Consider the following 19,692-nt stretch of genomic DNA (forward strand, 5'->3'; position numbering starts at 1 on the left):
TAACGCATGGGCTCGCGGTGTGTCAGCGGACTTCCGTGGTCTTTGCTATCATTGCCAAGTTGCCGTTTCGGCGACGTGGGGCCTTAGCTCAGTCGGTTAGAGCAGCGGACTCATAATCCGTCGGTCCAGGGTTCAAGCCCCTGAGGCCCCACCATCGTTTTTCTGCCGGCGTTTTTCGTTATTACCTTCTCGGTCATCATCCGTTCTTCGTACCGCCGTAGATGGCCCGGCTGTTCACACGGAACCAGATGATGGACACCGCCATGATCGCCGCGTAGATGAGCAGCAGGTTCGTGTAGTTCGCGGCGGCCCCGCTTGCGCCGATGAGGTTCGTCACCGGGTTTCCGCCGGCGAGGGAGTTCGTGGCGATGGGCGCGCCGAAGATGGCGATGCCGATCGATCCCGCGCCCTGCATGGCCAGATCGTTCATGCCGACGCCGCGACCGGACTGTTCGGCCGGCAGCGTGCCGAGCACGGTGTCGACGGTGGGGGAGTAGAGCATGGCCATGCCGCCGTAGAACAGGGCGATGCATGCGGCCAGGGCCACGGGCCCGGCGAGCACGCATAACGCGGCGCTCGCCGATCCGAGCAGCATGAGCGAGGCGCCGAGCGTGATGGTCGTCTTCCTGCCGAGTCGTCCGACGATGGCGCCCGACGACGTGCCGCTGATGGTGGCGATGATCAGCGCCGGCAGCAGTACGAGCGAGACCTGCGCGCTGGTCATGCCGTACACGTTCGCGCCGAGGGCGTTGAACAGGGGCGTGACGGAGAAGTTGGTGAAGTAGAAGAGGAACATCAGGGCCACGGCCTTCCACCAGCGGGTGTTGCGGAAGAACTCCGGGGTGATGAACGGGTCGCGGGCGCGTTTGATATAGATGGCGAACACGGCGAACGTGATGATGGCGCCGGCGAGCAGCGGCCAATGCAGGTCGGAGAAGAACAGGGTGAGCTGCAGCACGGCGAGCGCGAAGATGATGAATCCGGGGACGTCCACGTGCGTGGCCTTGCCGGCGGTGTGCGGCAGGTCGGTGAGCAGCATGGGCACCACGATGAGCGATGCCATGGGGATGAGGAACAGGTACGACCAGTCGATGGCGCTGAAGACGCCGCCGCATACCACGCCGATGGCGGTGGCGAGCTGGTAGGCGGCGGTGAACATGCCGAAGTACAGCAGTTTCTTGCCGGCGTGGAGATAGCGTGCCACGATGACGAGGTAGACGGATCCGGCGGCTTGGAACCCGGCGGTCTGGATGGCGCGGAAGATGATGATTTCCAACAGGCTGCCGTGCAGGATGAAGCCGAGGAGGGAACCCGCCCACAGCAGCATGAGACCGAACATGGTCATGCGTTTGAGCGAGGCGAAGTCGCACAGCGACCCGTAGACGAAGCAGACGATGCCGAGGACGACGCCGGGCACGGCGGTGATGAGCGAGGCCTGTCCCGCGGCGCCGACGTCGCTGCCGACCTGCTGGAAGACGAGGTTGAACGCCTGCAGGCACAGGGTGCCGAGCATGTAGATGAACAGCAGGGGGATGAGGGTCTTGCGAGCCTTGGTCGCGACGGCGTCGTCGGATGCCGTGGTGGCGTCGGATGCCGTCGCGACGCCGGATGATTCGATGGATGGGGTCGTGCCCGTTGTGCTCTGTGGCCGATTGCTCATGACGAGTCCTACCTTCGTTGGTGATGCGACTGGTGCGCATGTGGATTCTCTTGGGTAATCGACTCGTACATTTGTTATGCGGAGGAGCCGGAGGACCGCGTGGTCTTTCGAGGCGGCGTTGCGGCCGCCGCCAGTGACAATGATAATGCCGGCCGTCGAATCATGTTCGGCGGCCGGCATCGGGTCAGGCCTTGGCGAGGCCGGTGATACGGGTCATGAATTCGTCGAGGAATCTGGGCACGTCGACCCCGACGGCGACCTTCATGGTCTTGACCGGGTCGTTGAGCCGTTCGTTGTCGCCGATGGTCCGCCCGCGGGTCGGGCCGTCTACGTCGACCTGCATGTTGATGTCGAGCGTGGTCACCAGACTCGGGTCCACGGCCACGCCGGCGGCGAGCGGGTCGTGCAGCCCGCAGCCGCCGAGATGCGGCGACGTGGTCTCGTATGCCTTGATGTAGTAGTCGGTCATGTCGGCGAGGAACCGTCCCGCCGGTGTGCCGAGGTCGCGCCAGCGCTGCGTCTCCTTGTAGGTGAGCAGCGTCTGCAGGGTGACGTCGAGGCCGATCATCGTGGCCGGCGCGCCCGAACGGAACAGCTGGTTCGCCGCGTCCGGGTCCTGCGAGATGTTCGCCTCGCTCCATGCGGAGACGTTGCCGCAGACGGTGAGCGCGCCGCCCATGAGCACGATGCCGCCGATCTCGTCCTTGATCTCGGGTGCCTTGTCCAATGCCGCGGCGATGTTGGTCATCGGTCCGGTCGGCACGTAGACGAGGTCCTTGCCGTAGGTCTTCACCGCGTCGATGATGAAGTCGACCGCGGATTCGGTCTCCGGCTCGCGGTTGGAATCGGGGATGTCGACGTTGCCGATTCCGTTGGCCCCGTGGATGAACGCGGAGACCGGCTGCACTTCGAACGAGTCCTTGGTGCTGGCGTGCGGCAGGCCCTTGTACACCTTCACTTCGGGGTGGCCGAACAGGTCGGTGACCGCCAGTGCGTTGCGTACGCCCTGATCGAGCAGCACGTTGCCGTAGGTGCCGGTGATGCCGATGAGTTCGACCTCCGGGCTGCCCAGTGCGTAGGCGGTGGCGAGGGTGTCGTCGATGCCGGTGTCGAGATCGAGGATGAGCTTCTTGGTCATGGAATTGCCCCTCTTAGATGGATGGGTTGCTGGATGGTCTGCGGATTACCAGACGAACAGGCCGACGGTGGCGGCGGAGAGCAGGGAGACGAGGATGCCGGAGAGCAGCATGCGGCCGACCTGCTTGGAGATAGCGTCGTTCTTCTCCTTGGAGACGATGCCCTTGAAGCAGCCGATGACCATGCCCAGCGTGGAGAAGTTGGCGAAGGAGGTGATGAACACCGTCAGCACGGCCTTGTAGTGGGCGGCGTAGGTGGCGACCTCGCTGGTGATCTGGCCCATGACGACGAATTCGTTGGTCACGAGCTTGAGGCCCATGAGCTGCGAGAAGTGCCATGCGGTGCCCGGGTCGAGGCCCATGAGCCAAGCCGGGACGTACATGACGACGCCGAGGATGGATTCGAGCGAGAGCTTGTCCCAGATCATGCCGAGGCCTGCGTCGATGAGGGCGGCGAGGGCCACGAAGGCCACCACGTTGGCGGTGATGATGAGGATCAGCTTGCCGCTGCCGAGGATTGAATCGCCGAGGAAGGAGAAGAACGGTTCCTTGACGGGCTTGCTCGGATCATGCTTGAGGAGCTTCTTGTACCACGGCAGGGCCTTGTACTCCTCGATGGCCTTGTCCTTGGCGGCCTGCTCGTCGGCGGTGAGCTCGACGACATCGTCTTCGGCGGCGGGGTCGCCGAGGCCGTAGATCACGTCCTCGTCCTTGCTGACCTCGACCGGGTAGAGCATGTGGCTGACGATCAGGGCGTTGATGCAGTTGAGCGGGATGGCGGTGATGACGAATTCGCCGGGGACCATCTGGATGTAGGAGCCGATGATGGCGGCGGTCACGCAGCTCATCGACATCATGGCGAGTGTGACGTTACGACCGGCTTTCATACGCTGCAGCTGCACCTTGGAGACGGCCAGCGCCTCGGTGTTGCCCAGGAACATCATCTCGACGGCGTAGAAGGTCTCGAACTTCGGACGACGGGTGACGAAGCTCAGTCCACGGCCGATCCACTTGATGACCCACGGCAGGAAGCCGATGTAGGTGAGGATGTCGAACAGCGGCACGATGAGGAGGATCGGCAGCAGGGCGCTGGCGATGAAGTTCACCGGCGCGGGATTGGTGCCGTCGGCGCCGACCCAGTTGGCGAAGGCGAAGTTGACGCCCTTGTAGGAGATGTTGACGATGGCCGCAAAGCCGTCGGCGGCGGCCTTCACCGCCATGCGCCCCCATTCGAAGCTGGTGAGGAACCACGCGATGACGAGGTTCAGGGCGAGCATGCAGCCCACGGATTTGAAGTCGATGCCCTTGCGGTTGTGGGAGAATACCCAGCCCAGGGCCAGAAAGACCAGCAGGCCCAGAATGTTGATCGCTAGATACATGAGTTCCCTTCCTTTGGTTCTCGGTTTCTCGAGTGCCGGCCGGGGCGATGCCGGCCGGCGTCACTACCAACGGTAGTGGTTGCGTGTGTCATCCGATTGATATCGGGATGAAATGTTTCCAGCATCGGCCTTGGTGTGAGGCCTACGCCGGGATGTGCGAGCGACGTCAGACGATGATCTGGTGGATCAGTGTGATGGGTTCCGCCTCCTTGCCGATGGTGATGTTGTCGCGGATGAGACGTTCGACGTCCGCGATGTCCTCGCGGTCGCTGTGCACGGTGAGCAGCACGTCGCCCTTATGCACTTCGTCGCCGACCTTGTGGCTGAGCACGAGGCCCACGGCGTAGTCGAGCTCGTCGTCCTTGGTGGCACGGCCGCCGCCGAGCATCATCGAGGCGATGCCCATTTCGTCGGCCCTCATGCCGGTGATCACACCGTCCTCTTCGGCGAGAATCGGGATGCGGTACTTGGCCTGCGGCATGATCGTCGGATCGTCGATCACGCGTCCGTCGCCGCCCTGCGCCTCGATCATGGCGCGGAAGCGCTCAAGCGCGGAGCCGTCGGCGATCTTCGCCTCAAGCTTGCCACGGGCCTCGTCGAGGTCCTTGGCCTCGCCAGCCATCACGACCATCTGGCTGCCGATGGTGAGCACGAGGTCGGTCAGGTCGGCGGGTCCTTCGCCGCGCAGCACGGCTATGGACTCCTCGATCTCCAACGCGTTGCCGATGGCGAGGCCGAGCGGCTGGTTCATGTCGGAGATCACGGCCATGCAATCCATGCCGACGCCCTTGCCGATGTCGACCAGTGCGTGGGCCAGCGCCACGGCGTCCTTCTCGTCCTTCATGAATGCGCCGGCGCCGGTCTTGACGTCCATCACCAGGGCGTCGGTGCCGCTGGCGATCTTCTTGCTCATGATGGAGCCGGCGATCAGCGGGATGGAGTCCACGGTGTCGGTCACGTCGCGAAGCGCGTAGATCTTCTTGTCGGCGGGGGCGATGTTGCCGGTGGCGCCGGCGATGATGCAGCCGACGTCGCGAAGCTGGCGCTTGAAGGCGTCCTCCTCGATTTCCACGGTGTAGCCGGGGATGGCCTCGAGCTTGTCGAGCGTGCCGCCGGTGTGGCCGAGGCCGCGGCCGGAGATCATCGGCACGACGATGCCCAGCGAGGCCACGAGCGGGGCGAGCGGGATGCTCACCTTGTCGCCGACGCCGCCGGTGGAGTGCTTGTCCACCTTCTTGCCGGGGATGTCGCTCAGGTCGAGCCGGTCGCCGGAGTTCAGCATGGCCATGGTCAGGTCACGGGTCTCGTCGGCGGTCATGCCGTTGAACCAGATGGCCATGAGCAGGGCGCTGACCTGATAGTCGGGGATGTCGCCGTTGGTGTAGCCTTCGACGAAGAAGTCGATCTGCTCCTTGGTCAGGGTTCCTCCGCTGCGCTTGGCGTCGATGACGTCGATCATTCTCATGATGGCTCCTTTGCCTGGTGATGATAAAACGGTAAATCAAAACCGTGGATTTTACAAATGTGCGTGTCGATTTAAGAACGTTTGTTCAATAGTGTCGTCAACGACGGTGAACGTCGGTTCAGTCGTTGTATTCCAGAAGGTCGGACGCGCTGTTCTCGTCGATGACGAGCGTGTTGGCGTATCCGGCCACGACAGCGCCGTGGGCCGCCGGCACCTTGATCGGTGTGGAGACCACGAGGATGCTGTGCGGCTTGGTCTTGAGCTCCTCCGGTCGGAGACCGATCGTCCGGGCGTCGATGTCGTCGTCGACGATGCGGCCACGGACGTCGATGAACCGGGAGAGCACGTCGCCGGCGGCCTCGCGGCGCAGACGGTCGCGTTCGTCGCGGGTCAGGTATCCCAGACGGAACAGCAGCGCCGAATCCTGGACCGAGCCCACGGTGAAGACGGCGATGTTCGCGCGCCTGCCCATGTCGAAGATGTGCGAGATGTAGGTCTCCTGCTCCACGAGCTCGCGGGTCTCGCGGCGGTCGAAGATTACCGGCAGCGGGAGATACTGCGGCAGGGTGTGGAACGCCGCGGCGAATGCGTTGGCGCTTTCGAAGGCGTAGTTGTTGCTTTCGGTGTTCGAGATGCTGCCCTTGATCTGCACGACGGACACGTCGTGCACGTCCTTCGGGGCCAGGTGCGTGCCGATGGCGTAGAGCGTGCGGCCCCATCCAAGGCCGATTACGTCGTCGCTGCGCACGATGGATTCGATATAGTCGGCGGCGGCCTGCCCGACGGTGTCGAGCCGGTCCTTGGGGGCGATGTTGGTCATCGGCACCACGATGACCTTCTTCAGCCCGTACCGCTGCTCGAGCGCGTCGGCGAGGTCGGGCGCCTCGCCGAGCGGGTCGGCGATGTCGATGCGGACCAGGCCCGTCTGCCGCGCGTACTGCAGCAGACGGGAGACGGTCGGGCGGGAGATGTGCAGGGCCTTGGCGATGTCGTTCTGGCTGTAGTCCTGCTGGTAGTACAGCTTGGCCACCTTCAGGGCGTCGCGGGTCTTCTTCGCCTGGGTGTTCATGCCTGTCTCCCGTCCGTCGTCGGTCGCATCTGGATGGCGCCGTGCGCTATGCGATGGCGGTCTCCAGCGCGATGGTGATCATGTCGTTGAAGGTCTTCTCGCGCTCCTCGCTCGTCGTCTTGCCCTCACCGAAGATGAGGTCGGAGACGGTGAGGATCGACAGGGCGCGGAAGCCCAGCTTCGCACCAAGCAGGTACAGGCCGGCCGACTCCATCTCGGTGCCGAGCACGCCGTAGTCCGCGAGCTTCTTCATGTCGAGCTCGTCGTTGTAGAAGCGGTCGGCGGCGAAGATGTCTCCCACCTTCACGTCGACGCCCTGCTCCTTGGCCACGTGGTAGGCGGTGTCGAGCAGTTCGAAGTTCGCCAGCGGGGCGTAGTGCACGCCGTGGCCGAACGTGTTGGTCACCACGGCGGAGTCGGTGGTCGAACCGGAGGCGAGCAGCACGTCGCGCAGCTTGACGTCCGGTGCCATGCCGCCGCAGGAGCCCACGCGGATGATGGTCTTCACGCCGTAGATGGTGGCCAGCTCGTTGGTGTAGATGGACAGCGACGGGATGCCCATGCCGCTGGCCTGCACGGAGACGCGATGGCCCTTGTAGGTGCCGGTGAAGCCGAGGCAGTTGCGCACGCCGTTGACCTGCACGACGTCCTCGAGGAACGTCTCGGCGATGTACTTGGCGCGCAGCGGGTCGCCGGGCATGAGCACGACGTCGGCGTAATCGCCCGGTTCTGCTTCGATGTGGGGGGTTGCCATGATGATGGTCCTTTCGATGGGGTTGACGGTTGTCGGTCCGGTTGTTCGGCGGCCGCCGGTCCGTGGATGGACGGCGGCCGGTGTGGGGATGATGGTGCGTCAGCTGACCTGGCCGAGGAAGCTCGTGCCGTTGCCATTGCCTTCGACTCCGAAGTTGTCGAGGATGGTCGCGCCCATGTCGGAGGCCGTCTCGCGGATGCCGAGCGACGTTCCGGGGTTGGTCATGCCGGGGGAGTAGGCGAGGATCGGCACGAACTCGCGCGTGTGGTCGGTGCCCTTGTAGGTGGGGTCGTTGCCGTGGTCGGCGGTGATGAGCAGCAGGTCGTCGTCGTGCATGTTGTCCATCACGTGTCCGAGACGCTCGTCGAAGGCCATGAGCGCCTCGCCGTCGCCCTGGGCATTGCGGCGGTGGCCGTACATGGCGTCGAAGTCCACGAGGTTGGTGAAGCACAGGCCGGTGAAGTCGGAGGCCATGGCCTCGTCCACATGGTCCATGCCGTCCATGTTGCTCTTGTTGCGCCATCCCTTGGTGATGCCGTGGCCGGAGAAGATGTCGTTGGTCTTGCCGACGGCGAGCACGTCGTATCCGGCGTCGTGGAGGAAGTCCAGCACCGTGGGCGCGATGGGTTCGAGGCCGTAGTCGTGGCGGTTCGACGTGCGGGTGAAGTGGTCCTTGTCGGGGCCGACGTACGGGCGGGCGATCACGCGTCCCATCACGATTTCGGGGCCGTTGATGAGCGTGCGCGCGTACTCGCAGATGCGGTACAGCTCGTCGATGGGAATCACATCCTCGTGGGCGGCGATCTGCAGCACCGAGTCGCCGGAGGTGTAGAGGATCAGGTCGCCGGTGGCCATCTGGTGCTCGCCGTAGTCGTGGATGACCTCGGTGCCGGAGTATGGCTTGTTGACGATGACCTTGCGTCCGGAGAACGCTTCGAGCTTGTCGACGATGCTCTGCGGGAAGCCGTTCGGGAAGGTGGCCATCTCGAACTTCACCGGCAGGCACATCATCTCCCAGTGGCCGTCGAGCGAGTCGTTGCCGTGCGAGGTGATGGTCATCTTGCCGAAGCATCCGACGGCCGGGTCCGCCGCGGGAACGCCCTTGATGGGGGCGACGGCGGGTTCGATGCCGCGGATGTTGCCCAGTCCGATGCGGGCGAGGTTGGGCAGATGCAGGTTGCCGTCGAAGAACTCGCCGATGTGGCCGAGCGTGTCGGCGCCGACGTCGTCGAAGCGCGCGGCGTCCGGCGCCTCGCCGATGCCGATGGAGTCCAGCGCTATCGCCAGAACGCGTTTGTAGGTATATGCCATGGGAAGGCTTCCTTTCGCCATTGAAAGACAAAAATCAGAATGTGGATGAATGGATGCGGTGAACGGATGTGATGAATTGCCGGAATCTGGGTTCGGGAGGCGGTAGAGAGGAGAAAAAACCGGCCTCCCGAAATGTGTGGCGGCGCGTGCCTCGCGCGGCTTACTGCTGTGCGGCCTCCTCGAGGATGGCCACGGAGGCGGAGACGCCGAGCCTGGTGGCGCCCGCGTCGATCATGGCGTAGGCGTCGGCGAGGCTGTGGATGCCACCGGCGGCCTTGACGCCGAAGTCGGGGCCCACGGTCTCGCGCATGAGCTTGACGTCATGGACGGTCGCGCCTGCGGTGGAGAAGCCGGTGGAGGTCTTCACGAAGTCGGCGCCTCCTTCGACGGTGAGCTTGGAGGCGCGCACCTTCTCGTCGTCGTCGAGCAGCGCCGTCTCGATGATCACCTTGAGCAGCTTGCCCTTGGCGTGGGTGGCGTCGGCCACGGCCTTGATGTCGGCGAGCACGACATCATCGTTGCCGCCCTTGAGTTCGCCGATGTTGATGACCATGTCGATTTCGTCGGCGCCCTTGTCGATGGCGTCGTTGGTCTCGAAGACCTTGGTCTCGGTGGTGCTGGCGCCGAGGGGGAACCCGATCACGGTGCAGGTGGCGATGCCGGTGCCGGCGAGGGCCTTGGACACGCGCGGGATCCAATACGGGTTGATGCATACGGATGCGGTGTTGTACTTGATGGCTTCGGCCACGGTGTTGTCGATCTGTTCGGCGGTCGCGTTGGCCTTGAGGAGCGTGTGGTCCATGTACTTGGCGAGCTGAGCCTGGGTGAGGGACATGATGGGCTGTGCCTTTCTGATTATTCACTGGGTAGTGAAGGGGCCGCCGTCGTTGGCTGCCTTGTGATTCCAAGCCTATCATTCTTTTTTACAAATGTCCACTTGAATAAATGAACTTTTGTTCAATAAAACATGAATCACCGACGCACGGATGTGTCCGTCATCGTTCGGTTACGCTGGAATCATGACCGACAGAACAACGACGTTCCCGTCGATGACGTTGGAACAGTGGCGCAGACGCACGGAATGGCCGATGACGGCCGCCGCCGTGGTGTTTCTTATCGTGTATTCGTATCAGGTGCTGGCCCGGCCCGCGAACACGATGCCGACGGAAATCGTCATGAACGTCATCTGGGTGTTGTTCGTCGTCGACTATGTGGTGTCGCTGGTCTTGGCGGAGAACCGGCAGATGTGGTTCTTCCGCCATCTGTTCGACCTGGCTTCGGTGGTGCTCCCCGTGCTGCGGCCGCTGAGGCTGTTGCGGCTGTTCATGGTGCTGAAGGTGCTCAACCGCACGTCGGGCATGGCGCTGCGTGGCCGGATCACCATTTATGTGATCGGTGCGGTGTCGATGATGATCTACGTCGGATCATTGGCCATCTACGACGTGGAGCGGTATGCGCCGAATCGGCAGATCGATGATTTCGGCGACGCCGTCTGGTGGGCGTTCGTCACGATGACGACGGTGGGATACGGCGACTATGCGCCGGTCACCTGGCAGGGGCGGTTCATTGCGGCGGCGCTCATGCTCGGCGGCATCACGCTTATCGGCGTCGTCTCTGCCATGGTGGCCTCGTGGATCATGGAACGCGTATCCGTGGGCAATCAGGCGAATTTCGCGAAGCAGCTGCAGGCCGGCGTAAGCCGGGAGATTGACGAGGACAATCGTCATGACGACGAGCGGGCCGCGCGGCTGGAAGCCAAGATCGACACGTTGGCCGCACAGTTGGCCGCAACGCAGAAGGCCCTCTCCGAAGAGAGGGCCAATGGAAAAGGAACGCCATCCTGAGTTTTGGGCGAAAGGACTTCGCCCAAAACTCAGTACAGTTCCTCGAAGATCTTGCGGACGCGGTCGGCGTCGAGCGGCACGAAGTTGTTGCGCATCAGCCGCTCCTGCGTGGTCATCACGCGTTCGGTGAACTCGGGCAGGTCCTCGCGGGTCACGCCGTACTCGTGCAGCGCCTTCTTCGGCAGCAGCTGGTTGATGAGCTTCTCCATCTCGTCGTACACGTCGGCCACGTCGCAGCCGAGCACGTCGGCGATGACGGCGTTGAGCCTGGCGATCTCGCCGTCGGACTTGATCTCCATGTAGTTGCGCAGCACGCCGGTGAACATCGCGTAGTTGGATTCGCCGTGCGGCACATGGTACTTGCCGCCCAGCTGGTAGCTCAACGCGTGCACGGCCGCGCAGCCGCCGGTGTCGAAGCTGATGCCCGCGTAGTCGGAGGCGATGAGGAAGTCGTCCATGAGCTCGTTGCGCTTGGCGCGGCGCTCCTCGCTGCCCGGTGCGCCGGCTTCGACGATGGCCTTGTATCCGTTGAGGATGGTCTTCATGGCCTCGTAGCCGAACAGTTTCGTATACGGTGTGGAGTTGGGGGACAGCGTGGATTCCACGGAGTGGACGAGCGCGTCGAGCGAGCTGGTCATGAACACGTGGTCGGGCAGGCCGTACAGCAGTTCGGGGATGAGCACGGCGTGGTCGGCGAACATCTCCGGACCGGCGATGCCGGCCTTGCAGCCGAGTCGCGTGCGGTTGATGGCCGCGATCTCGGTGACCTCGCTGCCGGTGCCGCAGGTGGTGGGGATGAGCACGAGGCCGACCCTGCGCTTGAAGTCCGGCAGATGGTCGATGACGTCGTCGATGCTGGCGCCGCCGGCCACGGCCACGATCTTCGACATGTCCATGACGGCGCCGCCGCCGATGGCGACGATGCGGTCGTAGTCGAACTTGCCGGCGTCGGCGATGATCTCGTCGATCATCACGTCGGTGGGCTCCTGGTTGCCGTACTTGTCGACGAGCAGCACGTTCGCGCCGTTGAGATGCGGTTCGAGGAACTTCTCGTAGATCATCTCGATGCTGACGACGAGGTCCTTCTCGCCGAGCTTGAACTCCTTGGCGAACGCCTCGACGGTGGGGAACTTGAAGATGTCCTTCGGTCCGACGGTGAGCAGTTTCATGATGATGTCCTTTTATATATGGTGTTGGCCGGAGGCCGATTCCTCAGGCCTTCGGCCAACACGATTCTATGCCTGTTCGCTCGCCTTACCTGGCGCTTTCCTCGGTGATGATCTCCCTGAGGACGTCGAGCGCCTCGGTGAACTCCTCGTCGGTGATGGTCAGCGTCGGCAGCAGACGGATGACGTTGCCGTTGATGCCGCAGGTGAGCACGATGAGGCCTTCCTGGACGGTGCGCTTGGCGATGCGGCCGACCAGCTCCTTGTTCGGCTCGAGCGAGCCGGGCTTGACGAATTCGATGCCGATCATGGCGCCGAGTCCGCGGACCTCGGCCACGGTGTCGAGCTCGTCGACCAGGGGCTTGAGGGCGGCGTCGGCCAGTTCGCCGATGTGGGCGGCGCGGGCCGGCAGGTCCTTGTCCTCCATGAGCTTGACGGCCGCGAGCGCGGAGGCGCAGGAGACGGGGTTGCCGCCGTAGGTGCCGCCGATGCCGCCGGCCTGCACGCTGTCCATGATTTCGGCGCGGCCGGTGACCGCGGCGATCGGCATGCCGCCGCCCAGCGCCTTGGCGGTGGTGATGAGGTCCGGGGTCACGCCGTCGTATTCGCAGGCGAACCACTTGCCGGTGCGGCAGAAGCCGGCCTGGATCTCGTCGGAGATGTAGAGCACGTCGTGCGCGTGGGCCCAGTCGGCCAGTCCGGAGAGGAAGCCGGGGGCGGGGACGATGAAGCCGCCCTCGCCCTGGACGGGCTCGGCGATGATGGCGGCGACGTTCTCGTGGCCCACCAGCAGTTCGATCTTCGCGGCGGCGGCCTTTGCGGCGGCGGCGCCGTCGGCGCCGAAGGCGTCACGCAGCGGGTAGCTGAACGGCACGCGGTAGATGTCGGGGGCGAAGGCGCCGAAGCCCTGCTTGTACGGCATGGACTTGGTGGTCATGGCCATGGTCAGGTTGGTGCGGCCGTGGAAGGCATTCTCCATCACCACCACCGCCGAGCGGCCCGTGTACTTGCGGGCGATCTTGATGGCGTTCTCCACGGCTTCGGCGCCGGAGTTGACCAGCACGCTCTTCTTGGCGAAGTCGCCCGGCGTGTGCTCGGCGAGCTTCTTGCACACCTCGATGTAGTTGGCGTACGGGGTGGTGGCGAAGTTCGTGTGGGTGAGCTTGGCGACCTCGTCCTGCACGGCCTTGACGACCTCAGGGGCGCAGTTGCCCACGCCGGTCACGGCGATGCCGGAGGCGAGGTCGATGAAGCGGTTGCCGTCCACGTCGGTGATGGTGGCGCCGGAGGCGCTTTCCGCGAAGACCGGCATGAGCTGGCCGACGCCGGCGCTCACGTACTGCTGGTGTTCCTCCTCGAGGGCCTGGGACTTCGGTCCGGGGATGGCGGTTGCGATCTTACGGGCGACCTGGGGGACTGACATGGTTGCTTCCTTTCTGATTGATGAAAACTCGATGCTTGGTTGTTTGTCTGTTGGCGGCCTGCCGCACGGTTTGCTGCGGCTGTGCGGCAGGCCAGGTCTTGGATGGGGCTGGTCGGACGATGCTGGTCGGTCGATGCCGTTCAGTCGTGCGTGTACTCCGGCGGGTCGTGCCTGAAGCCCTTGGTGAGCACGGCGAGGATGACCACGCCGATGACCAGCCAGGACAGGCCGAGTATGAGGGCGTGGACGTCGAGGTGCACGAGCAGGTAGAGGCAGAACAGCGCGCCGAGGATCGGCAGGAGGATGTTGCGCAGCACGCCGCCGGAGAAGTATTCGCTGCGGGTGTCGGCGTCGGCCTTGGCGTAGGCCACGATCACGCAGACGTTGACGAGCGTGAACGAGGTGAAGGCGCCGAAGTTGACGAACGAGGTGGAGGTGGCCACGTCGAGGAACATGGCGATCAGGCCCACGGCTGCGACGAGCAGGATGGAGAGCACCGGGGTGTCGAAGCGGGCGCTGAGTCGTCCGAAGAACCTCTTCGGCAGCACGCCGTCGCGGCCCATCACGTACAGCAGTCGGGATGCGCTGGCCTGGGTGGCGATGCCGGAGGTGAACTGGCCGAAACACAGGCCGGCGATGAACACGGAGGTGAACAGGTTGCCGCCGATCTGCGCGGCGATCTCGTATGCCGCGGAGGATTCGTCGATGAACACGCCGCCCGGATGCACCAGCTGGGTGAAGTAGGTGACGGTGATGAAGATGAGTCCGCCGACCGCGGCGATGAGCAGGATGGCGCGCGGCATGGTCTTCTTCGGGTTGCGGGTCTCCTCGCTCAGCGTGGTGACGGCGTCGAATCCGAGGAAGGAGTAGGCCGCGATGGCGCCGCCGGCGACCACGGCCGACAGGGACGAGCCCTGGCCGATGAACGGGTCGAGGCTGAGCAGCGTGGCGGTGCCGGTGCCGCCGAGCACGGAGCGGATGGACAGGCCCACGAACACGACGATGACGACCGCCTGGAAGGAGATGAGTGCGAAGTTGACCTTGTCGGCCACGCTCAGGCCCACGATGTTGATGCCGGTGGTCAGCACGATGAAGCCGAGCACCCATGCCCAGATCGGCACGGAGGGGAACTGCGCGGAAAGATAGGAGGCGCCGATGAGCCACACCACCATGGGCAGGAACATGTAGTCGAGCAGCACCGCCCAGCCCACGAGGAAGCCGAGCTTGCGGCTGATCGTCTTGCCCACGTAGGTGTAGGCGCTGCCGGCCTCGGGGTGGAGCACGGCCATGCGTCCGTAGCTGGCCGCCGTGAACAGCATGGCGATCGTGGCGGCGGTGTAGCTCATCGCCGTGGCGCCGTGCGAGGCGGCGGCGATCACGCCGAACGTGCCGAGCGCGATGATCGGGCACATGTAGGCGAGGCCGAGCAGGACGACGGAACGCAGTCCCATCGTGCGCTTGAGCGTCGGTTCGGCGGGCTTGACGGATTCGATGACGGTGGCCTGCGCCGTGCCGTTCGTGATTGATTGCGGATTGATGCTTTGTGCTGTCATGGTGCGGTCCTTGGCGTATGAGGGGCTGGAACGTGGATGAGGGGAAGTGAAAAGTGGAGGAAGAGGGTGATGGGCGGCGGTCACGCCTGCGTGTGCCATCGCGTCGGGTCGATGGTCCCGCTGTAGAGCGGCAGTCGTATGGGCGGCTCGCCGATATGGAACTGCTCCCATATGCGGTTGGAGCCGGCCGTTCCCCGCTGATGGACCTGTCTGACGCGGTCGAGGTTGATGGCCTTGACGAGCAGCTGTTCGTGTTCGCCGGCCAGGGTGCCGATGACCGTGCCTTCCGGGTCGACGAGGATGGAGTCGCCGACGCCGTGCGGTCCCGCCGCGTTCACGCTGGCGACGAACGTCTGGTTGACGATGGCGTTCGACTGGGCGAGCACCAGTTCCTGCCGGCGGTCCGGGGTGGTGGTGCGTACGAGGTTCACGATGAGGTCCGCGCCCATCCACGCCACCTGGCGTGAGATTTCGGGGAACCATGCGTCGTAGCAGATCGTCAGTCCGACGCGTCCCCTGCCGGGGATGTCGAACACGGTGAACGAGCCGCCGGGGGTGTACCGTTCGAACGGACGCCACGGGCAGATCTTGCGGTATGTGGCCACGAGCTCGCCATCGGGGGAGAACACGGGCGCGGTGTTGAAGATGTCTCCGCGAGGGTTCTTTTCCGCGACCGTGCCGGGAATCAGCCAGATGTGCAGTTCGCGGGCCAGTTCGGCGAGTCGTTCGGCCAGTTCGTCGTGGAAGTCGGTGGCGACGCCGGTCTGCGCCGCAAACGCCGCGTCGGCGTCGAGGCCTCCGGTGCCGAACAGGTGCATCTCGGGGAACAGCACCAGGTCGGCGTGCGTCCCCTCCTGCGATTCGACGTTCACGATGTGTCGGACTGAGTTGGCGAAGCGGCCGAACGGCTTGCCGATCGGCAGCTGGGAGTACTGGGCCATGGCGATGGTCAGCGTGCCGTTCGTCGTGGTTGACGTGGTCGTCGTGGTCATGGCGGACTCCTTTCGTTTCGTCGTTTGCGTTCGTTGGCCATCACGATAATTTCCGAAAAATCACGACGTTATGGACGGATTGGAGTAAATAGAGAGAAAACGTGGACGGATCGTCCGTAATTCGAATGTCATGTAGTAAAAACGATTGATGAAAGTCGTATATCGATTGATGTGAGGTATGCCATGCCGATTACCCTCAACACACTGTTGGAACAGCGTTCACTGAAGCTTTCCCTAGTGGTCGAGGGACCCGGCGGAGCCCTTGATACGCCTATCTCCTGGGTGCATTCCTCGGAGTCCGTGGATCCGACTCCGTATCTGGAGGGCGGCGAACTGCTGCTGCTTACCGGACTGCTCATGCCGGAGGATGATCCCGGCGAGAAATTCAGGCGATACGTGGCCCGGTTGGCGGACTGTGGAATTCGCGGCATCGGGTTCGGCGTGGGTGTCCACCATGCGGCCATCCCCGAATGGCTGGTCAAGCAGTGCGAGGTCAGCGACGTGCCGTTGTTCTCCGTACCGCTGGAGATATCGTTCATCGCCATCACCAAGGCCATTTCGCGAGGCGTGGCCGACAGCAAGCAGCAGGGCTTCGCCCGTCTCTACCGCAATCAGCAGCAGCTTATGCGCTCCGTGCATACGCTCGATCCGGTGAGCACCATCATCTCCAAGACCGCCGAGCTCATCGGCGGATGGGCCGCGCTGCTCAACCCGGTCGGCGCGGTCGTCGAGTCGTCCCACCGGTTCCTGCCCATCGAGGTATCCGCGCTCGGCGACACACTCACGTTCAGCACGCTCGGCGAGGCGAAGTTCGTGGCCATGCGCGGCTACGACATCGCCGTGTTCCACATCGCCTCGCCGGCCGGCCAGACGCTCGGCTATCTGGTGGCCGGCTACCGCGGCGAGAAGGGCACGCTCGACCATCCGCTGGTGGCGCAGGCCGCGGCGCTGCTCACCCTGGCCATCAGCAGCTCCGCCGACGCGAGCCGCGCGCTGGCCAGACTGCGGTCGGCCATGGTGCGGCGATGTCTCGAGGGCGGCGCGGAGATGGTGCGTCCGTATGCGTCCGACCTATGGGACGGCATGCCGGCCGAACCGCTTGCCGTATTGCGCGTCACCGGCGAGCAGGAGGCGCTGGAGGCGGCCCAGCGTCTGTTCGAGCCGTTCCGGAAGTCCCTGGCCAAGAACATGAACCCGGCGGTGTTCGGCATGATCGAAGGGGACTTCTGGGCCGTGGTCTCGCAGTCGAACGCGGGGGAGTGGATGACGGGTCTGCTGCGCGACTCGCGCGTGATCGTGGGACAGTCGTCGGGCTGCATATGGCGGGACCTGCCGCGCGCCCGCCACGAGGCGTACCAGGCCGCGTCCGAGGCGATGACCTCCGGCGCCCAGTCGCTGCGCTACGGGCAGTCCGAGGGCGGCGGCTCGTTGGAGAACATGGTGGAGCCGTCCAAGATGCGCGCCTTCGCCGACCTCAGACTCGCGCCGATCTCGGCGCTCGTGTTCAACCTGTCCGTCGGCCCGCATGGGGAGAACACAAGGTCGTCGGGAAGAAAGACCTCGCCGACGAAGAGCCCCGACCCGGACATGACCCTCCATGCCGTGGACGTGCTGCGCGCGTGGCTCTCCTGCCGCGGCCGCACGGAGGAGGTGGCGCGCTCCCTCGGCCTGCATCGCCACACCGTCACGAAATACATGGCCCGGATATCCAAGGCCCTCGCCGCCGACCTCGCCGACCCGCAGACCGCCGCCGAACTCTGGTACGCCTGCAAGTTCACCCGCTTCGGCGGCCGATGACATTGCGAAACTCATATATGGTGACTATTGGAAATCAAGCGCGAAGACCGACGACGGCATTCCGTGGATGTGACGGGATCCGTGATGAAAGGAAGGCGACGATGCGCGAAATCGAACCGGATGAGCTGAACCGGCTTATGCCATGTCTGCGGGCGCTCGCCGAACACCACAATGCGGTGAGCGCCGAATTCGGGGGATCGTTCCCCTGGACGCCCTTCGAGAAGACGCTTTCCGGTTTTGCGGCGTCGATCGCCGACGGCGGAAGCCTGTGCGCCGTCGAGGAGGATGAGAGGGACGTCATAGGCTTCTGCAAGATCGACTTCGATGGCACCCGCGGATACATCGATTATCTTGTGGTGCTCGCCGAATACCGGGGCCGGGGCGTGGGCGGCAGACTCATGCGCTGGGCGATCGATACGCTGAAGGCCCATGGCGCGGATGTCATCGATCTCAAGGTCGTCTACGGGAACGACGCCGTGCGGTTCTATGAACGTTACGGATTCAGCGTCTCGTGTCTTGAGATGCGCAGGAATGGGTGATTGCGCGACCCGTGGTCGATCTCCATCGCCCACGACGTCCTGCGATTGTGTTCGTCCCGACGGGCGCGTATAATCCCATAGGTTCCGGTTCACGTCGTGCCATAGGGGCGTGGCGACCCGGTCCTGAAATAGATCCTAGGAGTCAACTATGAAGCAGGGAATCCATCCCGAATACGTGCCCACCGAGGTCGTGTGCTCGTGCGGCAACACCTTCATCACCCGTTCCACCGTCACCTCCGGCCACATCACGGCCGATGTGTGCGCGAAGTGCCACCCGTTCTACACCGGTAAGCAGAAGATCATGGATACCGGCGGTCGCGTGGCCCGCTTCGAGAAGCGTTACGGCAAGAAGGCCAAGTAGCAGACGTTGCGACGCCAGTCCTGCACGAACCGCAAGGATTCGTGCACGACTGGCGTTTTTGTATGCTTGGAAACGGATACACACGCACGAATACACGCACGGATGGTTGACCGTCCGACGATCAGAAAAGGCGAATAGGCGAATATGGCAGAAGAGTTTCCCGCGGCGAAGACCGCAGTGGAGGAATACCACCGCATCGAGCAGGACATGAGCCAGCCCGACGTGGCCTCCAACCCCGACAAGATGCGCAAGCTCGGGCGTCGTCACGCCGAACTGAGCGTCATCGTCTCCGCATACGAGCGGTACACGTCGCTGAACGACGACTACGAGGCCGCCAAGGAGATGGCCTCCGAGGACCCCGACTTCGCCGAGGAGGCCAAGCGGCTCGAGGCGGAGATCCCCGAGGCGCGTGAGAAGCTGCGCACCGCGCTGATTCCGCGCGACCCGGATGATGCGCGCGACACCATCATGGAGATCAAGGCCGGCGCGGGCGGCGAGGAGGCCGCGCTGTTCGCCGGCGACCTGCTGCGCATGTACACGCGCTATGCGGAGCGTCGCGGCTGGTCCACCGAGATCCAGAGCCAGAACGGCACCGAGCTCGGCGGCGTCAAGGACGTGCAGATCGCCATCCGCGCCAAGGGCACCGTGGCGCCGGCCGATGGCGTGTGGGCGTCGCTCAAATACGAGGGCGGTGTGCACCGTGTGCAGCGTGTGCCCGTCACCGAATCACAGGGCCGCATCCAGACCTCGGCCGCCGGCGTCATCGTGTTCCCCGAGGCCGACGATGACGACGACGAGATCGTCATCGACCCGAAGGACCTCAAGATCGACATCTTCATGAGCTCCGGCCCCGGCGGCCAGTCCGTGAACACCACGTACTCCGCCGTGCGCATGACCCACATCCCCACCGGCATCGTGGTGAGCATGCAGGACGAGAAGTCGCAGATCCAGAACCGCGCCGCCGCCCTGCGCGTGCTCAAGTCGCGCCTGCTCGCCATGAAGCATGAGCAGGAGGCCGCCGAGGCCGCCGACATGCGTCACTCCCAGGTGCGTTCGCTCGACCGTTCCGAACGCATCCGCACCTACAACTTCCCCGAGAACCGCATCGTCGACCATCGTACGAACTACAAGGCGTACAACCTCGACCAGGTGCTCGACGGCGACCTGCAGGCCGTCATCGACTCCGACATCCAGGCCGACGAGGCCGCCCGCCTCGCCGCCGCCGACAAGCAGTGACCGGGAC

At 64.2% G+C, this 19,692-nt stretch carries 17 protein-coding genes and 1 tRNA gene; 6 read left to right on the forward strand and 12 right to left on the reverse strand.

From position 1 onward, the window contains the following. The first annotated feature begins 77 nt into the window (after positions 1-77). Positions 78-154 (forward strand) — tRNA-Ile (locus tag KIH77_RS04505). Between the two features lie 42 nt (positions 155-196). Here KIH77_RS04505 and KIH77_RS04510 read toward each other — a convergent pair. The 8 genes from KIH77_RS04510 to deoC all read right to left on the reverse strand — a co-directional run bounded on the left by KIH77_RS04510 (position 197) and on the right by deoC (position 9,609). Further along, positions 197-1,660, reverse strand: coding sequence for an MFS transporter (locus tag KIH77_RS04510; RefSeq protein ID WP_219099918.1), 1,464 nt, complete (start codon positions 1,658-1,660; stop codon positions 197-199). Positions 1,661-1,844: 184 nt separating this feature from the next. Continuing rightward, the gene (locus KIH77_RS04515) at positions 1,845-2,798 is read right to left on the reverse strand and encodes a nucleoside hydrolase (RefSeq protein WP_219099919.1); all 954 of its coding nucleotides are present in this window, start codon (positions 2,796-2,798) and stop codon (positions 1,845-1,847) included. A 45-nt stretch (positions 2,799-2,843) separates the two neighbouring features. Then, positions 2,844-4,175, reverse strand: a complete 1,332-nt coding sequence (locus tag KIH77_RS04520; protein WP_219099920.1) for a NupC/NupG family nucleoside CNT transporter — start codon at positions 4,173-4,175, stop codon at positions 2,844-2,846. 166 nt (positions 4,176-4,341) lie between these two features. Next, entirely contained in the window at positions 4,342-5,640 is a 1,299-nt protein-coding gene (locus KIH77_RS04525) for a pyrimidine-nucleoside phosphorylase (protein WP_219099921.1), read from the reverse strand. A gap of 118 nt (positions 5,641-5,758) precedes the next feature. After that, positions 5,759-6,709, reverse strand: a complete 951-nt coding sequence (locus KIH77_RS04530; protein ID WP_163200236.1) for a sugar-binding transcriptional regulator — start codon at positions 6,707-6,709, stop codon at positions 5,759-5,761. 46 nt (positions 6,710-6,755) lie between these two features. Beyond that, a complete protein-coding gene (gene deoD / locus KIH77_RS04535; protein ID WP_163200237.1) occupies positions 6,756-7,463 on the reverse strand; it encodes a purine-nucleoside phosphorylase in 708 nt (235 codons plus the stop codon). A 99-nt stretch (positions 7,464-7,562) separates the two neighbouring features. Beyond that, the gene (locus KIH77_RS04540) at positions 7,563-8,774 is read right to left on the reverse strand and encodes a phosphopentomutase (RefSeq protein ID WP_236024469.1); all 1,212 of its coding nucleotides are present in this window, start codon (positions 8,772-8,774) and stop codon (positions 7,563-7,565) included. Between the two features lie 160 nt (positions 8,775-8,934). Further along, positions 8,935-9,609, reverse strand: a complete 675-nt coding sequence (gene deoC / locus KIH77_RS04545; protein WP_219099923.1) for a deoxyribose-phosphate aldolase — start codon at positions 9,607-9,609, stop codon at positions 8,935-8,937. Positions 9,610-9,793: 184 nt separating this feature from the next. On the opposite strand from deoC, the gene KIH77_RS04550 reads away from it, so the two are divergent. Continuing rightward, positions 9,794-10,618, forward strand: coding sequence for a potassium channel family protein (locus tag KIH77_RS04550; protein WP_236024470.1), 825 nt, complete (start codon positions 9,794-9,796; stop codon positions 10,616-10,618). Between the two features lie 29 nt (positions 10,619-10,647). Here the strand turns inward: KIH77_RS04550 and KIH77_RS04555 are convergent, their stop codons facing one another. The 4 genes from KIH77_RS04555 to KIH77_RS04570 form a co-directional block, all read right to left on the reverse strand. Next, positions 10,648-11,787 (reverse strand): 4-hydroxybutyrate dehydrogenase, encoded by a 1,140-nt coding sequence (locus KIH77_RS04555; protein WP_219099924.1) that lies wholly within the window; start codon positions 11,785-11,787, stop codon positions 10,648-10,650. Between the two features lie 85 nt (positions 11,788-11,872). Next, positions 11,873-13,207 carry a 4-aminobutyrate--2-oxoglutarate transaminase gene (gabT, locus tag KIH77_RS04560; protein ID WP_219099925.1) on the reverse strand — a complete coding sequence of 445 codons (1,335 nt, stop codon included), beginning with the start codon at positions 13,205-13,207 and terminating at the stop codon, positions 11,873-11,875. A gap of 140 nt (positions 13,208-13,347) precedes the next feature. After that, a complete protein-coding gene (locus KIH77_RS04565) occupies positions 13,348-14,760 on the reverse strand; it encodes an APC family permease (protein WP_219099926.1) in 1,413 nt (470 codons plus the stop codon). 80 nt (positions 14,761-14,840) lie between these two features. Then, positions 14,841-15,752, reverse strand: a complete 912-nt coding sequence (locus KIH77_RS04570) for a carbon-nitrogen hydrolase family protein (protein WP_219099927.1) — start codon at positions 15,750-15,752, stop codon at positions 14,841-14,843. Positions 15,753-15,935: 183 nt separating this feature from the next. Between KIH77_RS04570 and KIH77_RS04575 the strand changes: the two genes are divergently transcribed. From KIH77_RS04575 to prfA, 4 genes are all read left to right on the forward strand, one after another. Continuing rightward, positions 15,936-17,549 (forward strand): PucR family transcriptional regulator, encoded by a 1,614-nt coding sequence (locus KIH77_RS04575; protein WP_219099928.1) that lies wholly within the window; start codon positions 15,936-15,938, stop codon positions 17,547-17,549. A gap of 101 nt (positions 17,550-17,650) precedes the next feature. Then, complete coding sequence (locus KIH77_RS04580; RefSeq protein WP_219099929.1) at positions 17,651-18,088, forward strand: GNAT family N-acetyltransferase; 438 nt, start codon at positions 17,651-17,653, stop codon at positions 18,086-18,088. A 148-nt stretch (positions 18,089-18,236) separates the two neighbouring features. Further along, complete coding sequence (rpmE, locus tag KIH77_RS04585; protein WP_219099930.1) at positions 18,237-18,449, forward strand: 50S ribosomal protein L31; 213 nt, start codon at positions 18,237-18,239, stop codon at positions 18,447-18,449. Positions 18,450-18,593: 144 nt separating this feature from the next. Next, positions 18,594-19,685 carry a peptide chain release factor 1 gene (gene prfA, locus KIH77_RS04590; RefSeq protein ID WP_219099931.1) on the forward strand — a complete coding sequence of 364 codons (1,092 nt, stop codon included), beginning with the start codon at positions 18,594-18,596 and terminating at the stop codon, positions 19,683-19,685. Positions 19,686-19,692: the final 7 nt, after the last annotated feature.

Source organism: Bifidobacterium pluvialisilvae (genome assembly GCF_019331695.1).
GTDB classification, from domain to species: Bacteria; Actinomycetota; Actinomycetes; order Actinomycetales; family Bifidobacteriaceae; genus Galliscardovia; species Galliscardovia pluvialisilvae.

Excerpts from the sequence above, each read along its gene's own strand:
- KIH77_RS04520 (WP_219099920.1), bottom strand. The coding sequence starts at position 4,175 with ATGTATCTAGCGATCAACATTCTGGGCCTGCTGGTCTTTCTGGCCCTG.
- KIH77_RS04555 (WP_219099924.1), bottom strand. The coding sequence starts at position 11,787 with ATGAAACTGCTCACCGTCGGACCGAAGGACATCTTCAAGTTCCCCACC.
- prfA (WP_219099931.1), top strand. The coding sequence starts at position 18,594 with ATGGCAGAAGAGTTTCCCGCGGCGAAGACCGCAGTGGAGGAATACCAC.
- KIH77_RS04565 (WP_219099926.1), bottom strand. The coding sequence starts at position 14,760 with ATGACAGCACAAAGCATCAATCCGCAATCAATCACGAACGGCACGGCG.
- KIH77_RS04525 (WP_219099921.1), bottom strand. The coding sequence starts at position 5,640 with ATGAGAATGATCGACGTCATCGACGCCAAGCGCAGCGGAGGAACCCTG.
- gabT (WP_219099925.1), bottom strand. The coding sequence starts at position 13,207 with ATGTCAGTCCCCCAGGTCGCCCGTAAGATCGCAACCGCCATCCCCGGA.
- KIH77_RS04510 (WP_219099918.1), bottom strand. The coding sequence starts at position 1,660 with ATGAGCAATCGGCCACAGAGCACAACGGGCACGACCCCATCCATCGAA.
- KIH77_RS04570 (WP_219099927.1), bottom strand. The coding sequence starts at position 15,752 with ATGACCACGACGACCACGTCAACCACGACGAACGGCACGCTGACCATC.
- KIH77_RS04540 (WP_236024469.1), bottom strand. The coding sequence starts at position 8,774 with ATGGCATATACCTACAAACGCGTTCTGGCGATAGCGCTGGACTCCATC.
- KIH77_RS04550 (WP_236024470.1), top strand. The coding sequence starts at position 9,794 with ATGACCGACAGAACAACGACGTTCCCGTCGATGACGTTGGAACAGTGG.
- KIH77_RS04580 (WP_219099929.1), top strand. The coding sequence starts at position 17,651 with ATGCGCGAAATCGAACCGGATGAGCTGAACCGGCTTATGCCATGTCTG.
- KIH77_RS04515 (WP_219099919.1), bottom strand. The coding sequence starts at position 2,798 with ATGACCAAGAAGCTCATCCTCGATCTCGACACCGGCATCGACGACACC.
- rpmE (WP_219099930.1), top strand. The coding sequence starts at position 18,237 with ATGAAGCAGGGAATCCATCCCGAATACGTGCCCACCGAGGTCGTGTGC.
- KIH77_RS04530 (WP_163200236.1), bottom strand. The coding sequence starts at position 6,709 with ATGAACACCCAGGCGAAGAAGACCCGCGACGCCCTGAAGGTGGCCAAG.
- deoD (WP_163200237.1), bottom strand. The coding sequence starts at position 7,463 with ATGGCAACCCCCCACATCGAAGCAGAACCGGGCGATTACGCCGACGTC.
- KIH77_RS04575 (WP_219099928.1), top strand. The coding sequence starts at position 15,936 with ATGCCGATTACCCTCAACACACTGTTGGAACAGCGTTCACTGAAGCTT.
- deoC (WP_219099923.1), bottom strand. The coding sequence starts at position 9,609 with ATGTCCCTCACCCAGGCTCAGCTCGCCAAGTACATGGACCACACGCTC.